General features: G+C 72.2%; 13 protein-coding genes and 2 pseudogenes. 9 read left to right on the forward strand and 6 right to left on the reverse strand.

Annotated elements, in window-relative coordinates; translation table 11 throughout:
• The first annotated feature begins 66 nt into the window (after positions 1-66).
• Positions 67-591: a DUF2938 family protein gene (locus FQY64_RS11155; RefSeq protein WP_146474346.1), complete on the forward strand. Its 525-nt coding sequence runs from the start codon at positions 67-69 to the stop codon at positions 589-591.
• A gap of 84 nt (positions 592-675) precedes the next feature.
• The gene (locus FQY64_RS11160) at positions 676-1626 is read left to right on the forward strand and encodes a dimethyl sulfoxide reductase anchor subunit family protein (RefSeq protein WP_146474347.1); all 951 of its coding nucleotides are present in this window, start codon (positions 676-678) and stop codon (positions 1624-1626) included.
• A gap of 30 nt (positions 1627-1656) precedes the next feature.
• On the opposite strand, the gene FQY64_RS11165 is transcribed toward FQY64_RS11160, so the two are convergent.
• The 4 genes from FQY64_RS11165 to pssA form a co-directional block, all read right to left on the reverse strand.
• Positions 1657-2271: a hypothetical protein gene (locus tag FQY64_RS11165; RefSeq protein ID WP_146474348.1), complete on the reverse strand. Its 615-nt coding sequence runs from the start codon at positions 2269-2271 to the stop codon at positions 1657-1659.
• Between the two features lie 126 nt (positions 2272-2397).
• Positions 2398-2892: a ribosomal protein S18-alanine N-acetyltransferase gene (rimI, locus tag FQY64_RS11170; protein WP_146474349.1), complete on the reverse strand. Its 495-nt coding sequence runs from the start codon at positions 2890-2892 to the stop codon at positions 2398-2400.
• On the reverse strand, positions 2889-3284 hold the full coding sequence (locus tag FQY64_RS11175; RefSeq protein ID WP_146474350.1) for a hypothetical protein: 396 nt from the start codon (positions 3282-3284) through the stop codon (positions 2889-2891). The genes rimI and FQY64_RS11175 overlap by 4 nt, the downstream gene beginning before the upstream one ends.
• Complete coding sequence (gene pssA, locus FQY64_RS11180; RefSeq protein ID WP_146474351.1) at positions 3281-4051, reverse strand: CDP-diacylglycerol--serine O-phosphatidyltransferase; 771 nt, start codon at positions 4049-4051, stop codon at positions 3281-3283. The genes FQY64_RS11175 and pssA overlap by 4 nt, the downstream gene beginning before the upstream one ends.
• An 88-nt stretch (positions 4052-4139) precedes the next feature.
• On the opposite strand from pssA, the gene FQY64_RS11185 reads away from it, so the two are divergent.
• The 3 genes and pseudogenes from FQY64_RS11185 to FQY64_RS11195 form a co-directional block, all read left to right on the forward strand.
• Positions 4140-4556, forward strand: coding sequence for a DUF4124 domain-containing protein (locus tag FQY64_RS11185; protein ID WP_229814976.1), 417 nt, complete (start codon positions 4140-4142; stop codon positions 4554-4556).
• Between the two features lie 106 nt (positions 4557-4662).
• Positions 4663-6378, forward strand: coding sequence for a proline--tRNA ligase (locus FQY64_RS11190; RefSeq protein WP_146474352.1), 1716 nt, complete (start codon positions 4663-4665; stop codon positions 6376-6378).
• Between the two features lie 187 nt (positions 6379-6565).
• Positions 6566-6928: pseudogene (locus FQY64_RS11195) on the forward strand (H-NS histone family protein); the annotation flags it as partial.
• 75 nt (positions 6929-7003) lie between these two features.
• On the opposite strand, the gene FQY64_RS11200 reads toward FQY64_RS11195, so the two are convergent.
• Positions 7004-8260 carry a threonine/serine exporter family protein gene (locus FQY64_RS11200; RefSeq protein WP_146474354.1) on the reverse strand — a complete coding sequence of 419 codons (1257 nt, stop codon included), beginning with the start codon at positions 8258-8260 and terminating at the stop codon, positions 7004-7006.
• Positions 8261-8320: 60 nt separating this feature from the next.
• Here FQY64_RS11200 and FQY64_RS11205 point away from each other — a divergent pair, with 60 nt between their 5' ends.
• The 4 genes from FQY64_RS11205 (at position 8321) to FQY64_RS11220 (ending at position 11939) form a co-directional block, all read left to right on the forward strand.
• Entirely contained in the window at positions 8321-9448 is a 1128-nt protein-coding gene (locus FQY64_RS11205; RefSeq protein ID WP_308435016.1) for an MlaE family ABC transporter permease, read from the forward strand.
• Between the two features lie 112 nt (positions 9449-9560).
• Positions 9561-10364 (forward strand): ABC transporter ATP-binding protein, encoded by an 804-nt coding sequence (locus FQY64_RS11210; protein ID WP_146474355.1) that lies wholly within the window; start codon positions 9561-9563, stop codon positions 10362-10364.
• 1 nt (position 10365) lies between these two features.
• The gene (locus tag FQY64_RS11215; RefSeq protein WP_146474356.1) at positions 10366-11292 is read left to right on the forward strand and encodes an MlaD family protein; all 927 of its coding nucleotides are present in this window, start codon (positions 10366-10368) and stop codon (positions 11290-11292) included.
• On the forward strand, positions 11289-11939 hold the full coding sequence (locus FQY64_RS11220) for an ABC-type transport auxiliary lipoprotein family protein (RefSeq protein WP_146474357.1): 651 nt from the start codon (positions 11289-11291) through the stop codon (positions 11937-11939). The genes FQY64_RS11215 and FQY64_RS11220 overlap by 4 nt, the downstream gene beginning before the upstream one ends.
• A gap of 51 nt (positions 11940-11990) precedes the next feature.
• On the opposite strand, the pseudogene FQY64_RS15080 reads toward FQY64_RS11220, so the two are convergent.
• Positions 11991-12093: pseudogene (locus FQY64_RS15080) on the reverse strand (IS110-like element ISRfsp2 family transposase); the annotation flags it as partial.

Below are 12093 nucleotides of genomic sequence, written 5' to 3' on the forward strand. Positions count from 1 at the left end.
CGCCATTTCCTTCAGCGCGCCCAACGCCCGGCGCACCCGCGCGCCATCGCCGGCGAGGCGCGCGCGATGAGCACGCTCGCCACCTTCGCCGCGTGCGCGCTGGTGATCGGCGCCGGCGCGACCGCGCTACTCGATCTCTGGAACCTCGCCCGCCAGCGTCTGCGCGGCATCGCGCCGCTGGACTACGCGCTGGTCGGCCGCTGGCTCGCGCATCTGGCGCGCGGGCGGCTGCGTGCCGCGCCGGTCGCGGCCGCGCCGGCGGTGTGCGGCGAGCGCGCGCTCGGCTGGGTCGCGCATTACCTGATCGGGATCGCGTTCGCGGCCGCGCTGCTGGCGGGCGCGGGTCCGGCCTGGGTGTGCCGCCCTACCCTCGCGCCGGCGCTGGCGGTCGGCGTCGGCAGCGTACTGGCGCCGCTGCTGGTGCTGCACCCCGCCCTCGGGCTTGGCGTGTTCGCGCGGCGGGCGCCGCGGCCGGGCGCGGTGCGCCTGCGCAGTCTGCAGACGCATGCGGTGTTCGGCTTCGGGCTGTACGCCGCAGGATGGCTGGCGCGGGCGACGCTCGCCGGCGCGCTTGCGCACTGCGCGCCGTGAGCGGCCGCCGCCGCCGGACGCTCGCGCAGTGGGCAGCGCATGCCCGCTGCGCCCACAATAGGCGGATTCGCGAGTCCGGACGCCATGCACCCCGCGCTATCCGTCATCTTCTTCACCACGCTCTCGGGCGCCGGCTACGGGCTGTGGTGCTGGGCCGCGCTCGCGGCGCTGTGCGGCGCACCGGCGCGTCCGCTGATGGCGGCGCTGGTGCTCGGCGGCGTGCTCACCGCGAGCGGGCTGCTGAGCTCGCTGGCGCATCTGGGCAAGCCCGCCCGCGCGTGGCGGGCGTTCTCGCAGTGGCGCACCTCGTGGCTCTCGCGCGAAGGGGTGATGGCGGTGCTGAGCTACGCGCCGGCCGCGGCGCTGGCGATGGCGCTGATGCCGGCGCTGCTGGACGGCACCGGGCAGGCGCGCGCGGCGCTTGCGCTGCCGGGCCAGGCGGCGGCGGCGCTGCTGGCCGCCTGCGCGCTGCTGACCGTCGCATGCACGGCGATGATCTACGCCTCGCTGCCGCCGATCCCGGCGTGGCGGCACCGGCTGGTGGTGCCGATCTATCTGGCGTTCGCGCTGCTCAGCGGCGGCGTGGCGTTCGCGCTGCTGCTCGCGTTGGCCGACGGCGCGCTGTCCAACCTCAGCGGCCTGGCCATCGCCGTCGGCGCGATCGTCGCGTACCTGCTCAAGCGGCGCTACTGGCGCGACCTGGACCGCGGCGGGCTGCCGGCCTCGCGCGGCGACGCGGTCGGGCTGCCGGATCGCCGCCTGCACGTGTTCGAGCGCCCGCACACCGAAGCGAACTTCGTCACCCGCGAGATGGCGTTCGTGCTGGCGCGCCGGCATGCGCGGCGGCTGCGCGCGCTCGCGGCGGTGCTGTTCGCGGCGTTGCCGGCGCTGCTGTCGCTGCCGGTGTACCTGTTCGTGCACGCCGAGCCGGCGGTGTGGCTGGCGCCGGCCGCGCTGAGCCTCATGCTCGGGGTCGTGGTGGAACGCTGGCTGTTCTTCGCCGAGGCGCGCCACGTCGTCACCCTGTACTACTGACCGCGCCGGATGCCGGCGCCCGGCGCGCCCTCAGCGCGGCGGCCGGCCCTTGGCCTCCCAGTAGGCATCCGCTTCCGGGCTGCTGTACGTCAGGTGCCCGGCCTCCTGGTGCGTGCCGACGCCCGAGAAGCAGATCCGCACCTGCGGGAACCGCCATTCCGCTTCGATGCCGCGCGCCGGGCCGCCATCGGCGGCCGGCTGGCCCGGACGATGCAGCCGGGACGGCGGCCCGTACGTGTCCACGAGCTGCCGGAACAGACGCTGCTGGTCCGCCGCACCGCGGGTCTGGAACGACACCTCGACGATCGCGCCGCGCAGCCGCAGCACCCAGGGATCGTCGTCCAGGCCGCGCGGGACCTGCGCCGGGTCGAGCGCCATCTGTCCCGAAGTGAACTCCGCGCGCGCCCGGCTGCGCAGCGCCAGGCCAGTCTGCGCGCCGCGCCAGCAGGGATAGCGCGCGGGCGGGATGGTGTAGACCACGCCGGCGGCGGTGCGCTCCTTGCTGCATTCCGGCACGGTCATAGGCTCGCCCAGCCGCAGGCCGGCGATGCGCTCCGGCTCGCGCCGCGCGGCGCCCGACGGCGGCGGCGCGTCCGCGCACGCATGGAGCGCAAGAGCGAGGATCGCGGGAACCGCCTGCCGCATGGCGCAGTCCTTCGTGCCGGAAAAGGGGGATTCCCGACCTCCGTCAGGGAAACGCCGATGTTACCCACCTCGCCGGCGCGTTTCCGTGAGCGCGCGAGCGCTTCGACGCCGCGCCGCGGCTGCCGGCTACTGCGCGTCGAGCAGCTCCATCGCCATCACCAGCGCGTCCTCGCGGCCGGTGAAAGCGGGGTAGTAACGCGGGCGGCGGCCGATCTCGTTGAAGCCTTCGCTGTGGTAGAGCGCGATCGCCGGATGGTTCGACGGCCGCACTTCCAGGAACACCCGCTCGGCGCCCCTCGCCTGCGCGATCTGCAGCAGCGCGCGCAGCAGCCGGCGGCCGAGCCCGCGTCCCTGCCACTCGGGGGCGATGCAGATGTTCAGCACGTGCGCCTCGCCGGCCGCCAGGCTCATGAGGAAGTAGCCGACCACCGCCTCGCCGCGGGTCAGCACCCAGGCCGGATAGTCCGCGCGCAGGCAGTCGCGGAAGATGGTCAGCGACCACGGAAACGGGTACGCGGCGACCTCGATCGCATGCACGCGCGCGAGGTCGGCCTCGCGCATCGGCCGCAGCGCGGTGCCGTCGAGCGGCGCGTCCTGCGGCGGGCGCGGACTCGCGTTCATCCGCGGCGCCTCCGCAGCGAACGCAGGTAGGGCCACAGCGCGCGCTTGGCCGACGGATCGCCACGCAGGCGCGCGGTGTCCACCCGCGCGGCGATTTCCGGATCGAGCCCGTCCTCGGGCCGCCGGCCGGCGGCGCGCAGCACGGCGCGCAGCAGGCGGTCGCCGCGCAGCGGCGCCGATGCGACCGCGGAAGGCGTCGCCGCGGGCGTGCGCCGCGGCGGCGCGTCCTGGGCGAACAGGGCGGCCGCGGCCTCGCGCGCCGCCTGCGACCCGCCGCGGGGCGCCCCCACCGGCGGCGCGACGGCAGCATCCCCCGGCACGGCGAGGGCCCACAGCGTGTAGCCCATCGCCTCGAGCCACTGCCGCTGCTCGGGATCCCACGAGACGTTCATGCCGCCGGCTCCGCGGGCGAGGGCCGCAGGCGCCGGTAGGCCCACATCGCCGGCGCCGACAGCGCATACAGCGTGCCGATCGCGAGCAGCACCGTCGGCGGATCGATCGCCACCGCCACCAGCACCGCCACCACCACGATCACCGCCAGGAACGGCACGCGGTCGTGGCGCGGACCGGCGCCCTTGAAGCTGTAGTAGCGCAGGCGGCTGACCATCAGCAGCGCGGCCAGCACGGTCACCGCGAGCGCCGCGTAGCGCAGTTGCTCGCCGCTGAAGCCGAGATCGTGGAAGGTCCAGACGAAGCTCGCCACCAGCCCGGCCGCCGCGGGGCTGGCCAGACCGATGAACCAGCGTTTGTCGACCACTCCGACCTGCGAGTTGAATCGCGCCAGCCGCAGCGCCGCGCAGGCCGCGTACAGGAAGGCCGCGACCCAGCCGATCTTGCCCGGCAGCGGCCCGTCCAGCCGCATCGCCGACAGCGCCCAGTGGTACATCACCAGCGCCGGCGCCAGCCCGAAGCTCACCAGATCGGCCAGCGAGTCGTACTGCACGCCGAATTCGCTCTGGGTGTTGGTGAGCCGGGCCACGCGGCCATCGATGCCGTCCAGGATCGCCGCCGTGAACACCGCGATGCAGGCCGCGCCGAACCGCCCCTGGGTGGCGGCGATGATGGCGTAGAAGCCGGCGAACAGACCGCCCGTGGTGAACAGATTGGGCAGCAGATAGATGCCGCGGCCGCGCGGGCGGGGCGTGTTCAGGTTCTCCATGCCGGCAGTGTAGCGCCGCCGCACGGCAGACCTGCAGAAAGCCCGACGGGGCGGCTATGCTGGAGCCCCGTTTCACCGAGAGGCCGCCATGGCCGCCGCCCGCATGCATCGACGCACCCTGCCGCTGGCGCTCGCGCTGGCCGCCGCGCTGACCGCCCCCGCGATCGCCGGCGAGGTCTACAAGTGGAAGGACGCCAACGGCGTGACCCATTACTCCGACTCGCCGCCGGCCAACCGCGCCTACGAGAACCGGGTGATCAACGACCGCGGCAGCGTCGCCACCGCCAACGCCCCGCAGAAGCCGGCCGAGGATCCGAACTGCGTCGCCGCGCGCGCCAATCTGGAGCGGCTGAGCGGCACCGCCCAGGTCGGCATCGACAAGGACGGCGACGGCAAGCCCGACACCCTGCTCGGCGCCGACGAGCGCGCCGCCCAGAAGGAGCTGGCGCAGGCCGCGATCAAGGTGCACTGCGCCCCGGCCGCCGCCGGCACCGCGCAGAAGTAACTCCCCACGCCGCACGACCGCGTCCCGGCCGCTTCGGCGCGGCCGGACGCCGCGCGCGCGTCGGCTCAGGCAAAATGCCGGCTTTCGGCTTCGCGAATTGCCTCCGATGCGCCTGTCGCAGTTCCACCTCCGCACCAGCAAGGAAACCCCTGCCGACGCCGAGATCGTCAGCCACCGGCTGATGCTCAAGGCCGGCATGATCCGCAAGCTCGCCGCCGGCATCTACACCTGGTCGCCGCTCGGCCTGCGCGTGCTGCGCAAGGTCGAACGCGTGGTGCGCGAGGAAATGCAGGCCGCCGGCGCGATCGAGGTGCTGATGCCGTCGGTGCAGCCGCGCGAGCTGTGGGAGGAAACCGGCCGCTGGCAGAAATTCGGCGGCCAGCTGCTCAAGCTGAAGGACCGCAAGGAGGCCGAGTACTGCTACGGCCCGACCCACGAGGAAGTCATCACCGACTTCGCGCGCCAGGAGCTGTCCTCCTACAAGCAGCTTCCGGTCAATTTCTTCCAGATCCAGACCAAGTTCCGCGACGAGATCCGCCCTCGCTTCGGCGTGATGCGCGCGCGCGAGTTCCTGATGAAGGACGCCTATTCCTTCCACCTCGCCGACGAGGATCTGCAGCGCGAATACCGCAACATGTACGACACCTACGCGCGCATCTTCACCCGTCTGGGCCTGAGGTTCCGCGCGGTGTTCGCCGACACCGGCGCGATCGGCGGCAGCGCCTCGCACGAGTTCCACGTGCTGGCCGATTCCGGCGAGGACGCGATCGCGTTCTCCACCGGCTCGGATTACGCGGCCAACGTCGAGCTCGCCGAGGCGCTCGCCCCCGGCCCGCGCCCGGCCGCGGGCGAAACCCTGCGCAAGGTCGATACGCCGACGCAGAAAACCTGCGAGGACGTCGCCGCGCTGCTGGGCATTCCGCTGTCGCGCACGGTGAAGACGATCGCGGTGATCGGCGTCGACGAGACCGGCGCGCCGCAGTTCACGCTGGCGCTGGTGCGCGGCGATCACGCCGTCAACGAAATCAAGCTGGCGAAGCTGCCGGGGCTGGCCGATTACCGGCTGGCCAACGAAACGGAAATCCGCGAGCACCTCGGCGCCGAACCCGGTTTCCTCGGCCCGGTGAATCCGCGCCGCGCGGTGCGGGTGATCGCCGACCGCAGCGTGGCCGCGCTGGCCGATTTCGTGGTCGGCGCCAACGAGAACGGCTACCACCTGGCCGGCGTCAACTGGGGCCGCGACCTGCCCGAGCCCGCGCTCGTGGCCGATATCCGCAACGTGGTCGAGGGCGATCCGTCGCCCGACGGCCGCGGCACGCTGGCGATCGCGCGCGGGATCGAGGTCGGCCATGTGTTCCAGCTCGGCCGCAAATACGCCGAGGCGATGGGGCTGACGGTGCTGGACGCCAACGGTCGCGCCGCCACGCCCACCATGGGCTGCTACGGCATCGGCGTTTCCCGTATCGTCGCCGCGGCGATCGAGCAGAACCACGACGACGCCGGCATCGTCTGGCCGGAGGCGATGGCGCCGTGGCAGGCGGTGGTGTGCGTGATCAATCCGAAGGGCGACGCCGCGGTGAACGAGGCCGCCGAATCGCTTTACCGCGAACTGCTCGCCGCGGGCGTGGAAACCGCGCTGGACGACCGCGGACTGCGGCCGGGTGCGATGTTCGCCGACATCGAGCTGATCGGCATTCCGCACCGGATCGTGGTTTCCGAGCGCGGGCTGGCGGCCGGCACGTTCGAATACCGCCATCGCCGCGCGAGCGACGCCGAGCAGCTCGACCGCGCGGCGCTGTTCGCCCGTCTGCGCGCGTCCTGAAGCGGCGGCGTTTCGAGCGCGGTATCGGCCGCGCCGCGCAGGTCCGGTAACCGATTTCCGGTGGCGACGTCCGTCGGCGCGGGCGTCGCGGGCGGCGCCGTCATTTACGCTGCACGCCGTTCACGATTATGATCGCGCCCTTGCCACGGAGCGGCGGATTTTCATCGCCCCTTTTTCCGGAGGACTCATGTCGCTCGACCTCAATTCGCTGTCCGCCAAGGAGCTGGATGCTCTGATCAATCAGGCCAGGAAGCGCCGCATGCTGCTGGCCAAGCGCAAGCCGATCGCCCAGGTGCGCAAGAAACTGACCCAGCTCGCGCGCGCCGAAGGCTATTCGATCGAGGAACTGTTCGGCGGCGCGCCCGCCGGCCGCGGCCGTCCCGCCCGGACCACCGCCGCCAAGGCGCCGCGCGCGCGCAAGGGCGGCAAGGTACCGCCGAAGTATCGCAACCCGGACAACCCGGCCGAGACCTGGACCGGTCGCGGCAAGCAGCCGCGCTGGATGGCGGCGCAGATCGCCAACGGCAAGAAGATCGAGGATTTCCTGATCCAGGCCGCCTGAGGCATCGACACCGAAAACGCCGGCGCATGCGCCGGCGTTTTTCTTTTCGCCTCGCCCTCGCTCTCAGAGGTTGCGGCGCGTCGGCAGCAGCAGATTGCCGAACAGCAGGCCCGCGATCAGCGCGGCCAGGATGTTGAGCACCGTCAGCAGCGCGTCCTGTCCGGCTTCCATGTCCTGCTGCTGCAGCAGGGTCAGCAGGCCGCGCAGGCTGGTGCTGCCGGGCACCAGCATGATGATGCCGGGCAGGCGCACGATCGCCCCCGGCCGATGCGCCCAGCGCGCGAACGCATTGCCGGCCGCGGTGACCGCCAGCGCGGCGAGGAAGATGCCCGCTTGGTGCCCCCACTGCTCGCCGGCGAAACGCGAGATCAGATAACCGCCCGCGGCCGCCAGCATCACCACCGGCACGTCGCGGCGCGCGGCGCGGAACAGCAGCGCGAAGGCGAACGCCGACAGCGCCAGCGCCACCCATTCCATCCATTCCGGCTGCGGCCGCCAGGCGCGCACCTGCGGCTCCAGGCCCAGCAATCGCATGCAGTAGACCGCGACCACTACGCCCACCGCCAGCTTGAGCACGGTGGTCGCCGCGCCGGCGAACCGCGCGGTGCCGGAGACCAGGTGCTGGCTGGTCAGCTCGTTCACCGCGTTGGTGAGCGCAAGACCGGGCAGCAGCACGATCAGCGAGGCGATGATCACGGTGTTCTGGTTCAGCGGCGCCACCAGCGCCGCCACGCCGAGCACGACGAACGCCGCCACCGTCGCCGCGATCGCCTCCAGCGCCTCCTTGGTGCGCGGACGGCGCTCGGCGAGCTGCACCAGCAGGCCGAGCAGCAGGCCGTTGACCGCGGCCACGCCGATGTCCAGCCACGGCAGCCGCAGCAGTCCGGCCAGCGCGCCGGCCGAGAGCATGTACGCGAACACCTGCAGCGCACGCGCGCGACGCGTCGGCGGGCGGTCGAGCGCGCGCAGCGCGGCGAAGCCGGCGTCCAGATCCATCGAGCCGTCCAGCACCGCGTCGGCGATGCGGTCGGCCTCGCTCAGGCGCGACAGATCGTTCTCGCCGGGCGAGAGGCGGATGACGCGCGTGATGTCCTGCACGCCGGGCCGCTGCCCGTATTCGCGGAAGGTCAGGATCATGCCGGTCGGGTTCGACCAGGGCTCGCACTGCAGCCCCAGCTTGCTCGCGACCGACACCAGCGCGCCCTCCAGGCGCTGCGCGGTGGTGCCGTAGGCGTGCAGGTGACTGGCCAGTTCGACCACGAATTCGACGCGCGCCGCATACGGGGTGCTGCGTCGATCGGCGGGCGGGCGGGTGTCCATGCGCGAAAGCATGGCACGCCCGCATGTCGACGTCAGGCGCGGGCCGACGGCGGGCCATGTATGCTCGTGCGCGACATGGAACGCGCCGCGCCCCCGCAGCTCGTCACCGATCCGGCCGATCCCGCGCGCGCCACGCTGCGCGGCTGCTGGACACTGGCGCATGCGGGCGCGGTCAGCGCGGCGCTGGCGGCCGCGCCGGAGTCGCTGCGCGCGGTCGATGCCGGAGCGGTCGATGCGCTCGACTCGCTCGGCGTGCTCCAACTGATGCGCTTCGCGCGGCGGCGCGGGCTGGCGTTCGAAGCGTTCCGCTTCGACGCCCGCCACGATGCGCTGGTGCGCACGATCGAGGACGTCGCCGACGAACGCCCCCGCGGCAAACGCGATTACGGCGTGTACGCCGCGCTGGCGCGCCTGGGCGAGGCGGTCGCCGGGAACGGACGCGAGATCCTGGCGCTGGTCGGCTTCCTCGGCGAGGTGCTGTCGAAGATGGCGCGCCTGTTCCGCGAGCCCTCGCGTTTCCGGCCGACCGCCACCGTCTACCACATGGAGCAGGTCGGCCTGGACGCCGCGCCGCTGGTGGCGCTGCTGTGCTACCTGGTCGGCGCGGTGATCGCCTTCCTGGGCTCGAACATCCTGCGCGACTTCGGCGCCACCATCTTCGTCGTCGAACTGGTCAGCATCTCGTTCCTGCGCGAATTCGCGGTGCTGCTGACCGCGATCATCCTGGCCGGCCGCACCGCCAGCGCGTTCACCGCGCAGATCGGCGCGATGAAGAGCCGCGAGGAGATCGACGCGATCCGCACGCTGGGGCTGGACCCGGTCGATCTGCTGGTGATCCCGCGCGTGCTGGCGCTGCTGGTGATGCTGCCGCTGCTGACCTTCATCGGCATGCTGTTCGGCCTGCTCGGCGGCCTCACGGTCGGCGCCTACGGCCTGGACATCCCGCCGCCGCAGTATCTGGCGCGGATGCAGGACACGATGGAAGTGCGCCACTTCATCGTCGGTCTGGTCAAGGCGCCGTTCTTCGCGCTGGTGATCGGCCTGATCGGCTGCCTGGAGGGCCTGCAGGTACAGGGCACCGCGCAGTCGGTCGGCGAGCGCACGACCTCCAGCGTGGTGCAGACCATCTCGCTCGTCATCGTGCTGGATGCGCTGGCGGCGATCTGGTTCATGGAGATGGGCTGGTGAGGTCGGGTTGGCAACCGGGTGCGGATGAGTGAACGGTAAGTCGTCGCAGAACCAACGGACGGGCGCGGCCGCGGCAGGCGGCGCCGACGGCGCCGCACGCGCCGACCCCGCCTTGCCGAATCCCGAATCCGCGCTCCCGGATCCCGCCCCCGTCATCCGCGTCCGCGGTCTGGTCAACCGCTTCGGCGAACAGGTCGTCCACGAGGGGCTCGATCTGGAAGTGCGGCGCGGCGAGATCCTCGGCGTGGTCGGCGGCTCCGGCACCGGCAAGTCGGTGCTGATGCGCTCCATCATCGGCCTGCGCGATCCCGACGAGGGCGAGATCGAACTGCTGGGCGAAGACGGGCGCAGCCGCGATCCGGAAATCCGCCGGTCGATCGAGCGCCGGATCGGCGTGCTGTTCCAGGACGGCGCGCTGTTCTCCTCGCTCACCGTCGGCGAGAACGTGCAGGTGCCGCTGAAGGAGCACCACCCGGAGCTGCCGGATTCGCTGCGCTACGAACTGGCGCTGCTGAAGGTGAAACTGGCCGGGTTGCCGGCGGATGCGATCGACAAGCTGCCGTCGCAGCTCTCCGGCGGCATGCGCAAGCGCGCGGGGCTGGCGCGTGCGCTCGCGCTCGATCCGCCGCTGCTGTTCCTGGACGAACCCACCGCCGGCCTCGATCCGATCGGCGCGGCCGCGTTCGACCGCCTGATCCGCGCCCTGCAGCAGGCGCTTGGCCTCACCGTGTTCCTGATCACGCACGATCTCGACACGCTGTATGCGATCTGTGACAGGGTGGCGGTGCTGGCCGACCGCAAGGTGATCGCCTGCGCGCCGCTTCCGGAGATCGAGCAGGTCGAGCATCCTTGGCTGCAGGACTACTTCCACGGTCCGCGGGCGCGCGCCGCGCGCGCCACCCGGGAGGCGAGCTGAGATGGAAACCCGTGCCAACTACGTGCTGATCGGCGCCTTCACCCTGGTGGCGACCCTGTCGCTGCTGATGTTCGCGCTGTGGGCGGCGAAGTACTCCTCGGAGAAGAGCTGGCGCCAGTACGCGGTGATCTTCACCGAGCCGGTCACCGGGCTGTCGGAAGGCAGCCAGGTGCAGTACAACGGCATCGCCGTGGGCACCGTCGAGGAACTGCGGCTCGCGCCGGACGATCCGCGCCGCGTGCTGGCCACGCTGCGCGTGCAGGCCGACACTCCGGTGAAGGCCGACACCCGCGCCAAGATGTCGATGACCGGCATCACCGGCACGCCGATCATCCAGCTCACCGGCGGCAGTCCCGGCAGTCCGATGCTCGCCGACGTCGACAACCGCGAGATCCCGATCATCCAGACCGAACCGTCGGCGCTGCAGAACATCGCCGACACCGCGAACCGGCTGGTCGAGCGCCTCGACCGCGTGCTCAGCGAGCAGAACATCCGCCACATCGCCGGCACGCTGGAGAACGTGGACGCGCTCACCCGCTCGATCGCCGACCAGCGCGAGGACCTGCGCGCGCTGATCGTCAACGCGCGCCGTTCCAGCGAGCAGCTCGAGGCGACGCTCACCCACACCCGCGGCGCCGCCGAGAAGATCGACCGCCAGCTCGCCGACCGCCTGCCGGGCCTGATCGCCAAGCTCGACCACACGCTCGACGAACTCGATTCCGCCGCCAGCGGCGCCAACCGCATCGTCACCGAAAACCGCGGCGCCATCCACAGCTTCGCCAACGACGGCCTGGCGCAGCTCGGCCCCACCCTGAGCGAACTGCGCGCGCTGGTCCGCGACCTGCGCCGCATCAGCGACCGTCTGGAACGCAGCCCCGCGAACTACCTGCTCGGCCGCGAGGCGCCCAAGGAGTTCGAACCCGAATGATCCGACCCACGCCTCTCCGCTCCGCTCCCGCGCGCCGGCTCGCGGCGGCGGTCCTGCTCGCCTCGCTGGGCGGCTGCGCCCTGCTCGGCGGCAAGACGCCCGTGACCGTGTACGCGCCGCATCCGCAGGTGAGCGCGGATCCCGCCTGGCCGGCGGTGGACGGCCAGCTCTCGATCGCCGCGCCGGACGCCTCGCGCACCGCCGACGGGCTGCGCATCGCGGTGCGGCCGACGCCGCTGGAACTGCAGGTCTACAAGGGTGCGAGCTGGGCGAAACGGCCGTCGGACATGATCGAGGACACCGTGCTGCGCACGCTGGAGGATTCCGGCCGCATCCGCGCGGTCGCACGCCAGGGCAGCGGCATCGCCGCCGACTACAAGCTGGTGCTCGACGTCCGCCGCTTCGAGGCCGACTACGCCGGCAACCCGACTCCGGCGGCGACCCTGGAAGTCAGCGCCAAGCTGCTGCACGCCAGCGACCAGCAGATCGTCGCCAGCCGCGTGTTCCGCCAGGCCGAGCCGGCGGGCGACGTCGCGGTGCCGGCGGTGGCGGCAGCGTTCGAACGCGCGCTCGGCCGCCTCGGCCACGAACTGGCGGGCTGGACCCTGATCGAAACCGACACCCACGAGCGCCAGGGCCACCGCTGATCCCGCCCGCAGCGCGGCCGCGACCCGCTGCAGGAGCAACTGTCTTGTGGCCTAGGCAACCCTAGGCGCCCAAGGCGCCTGATCGCGTGCCATGGCGTTGAGCATGGTGAGGTACTTGCGCATGCAGGCGACGACGGCGACCTTCTTGGGCTTG

The sequence above is a fragment of the Vulcaniibacterium thermophilum genome, from assembly GCF_007923255.1.
In the GTDB taxonomy this organism is placed as follows: Bacteria; Pseudomonadota; Gammaproteobacteria; order Xanthomonadales; family Xanthomonadaceae; genus Lysobacter_F; species Lysobacter_F thermophilum.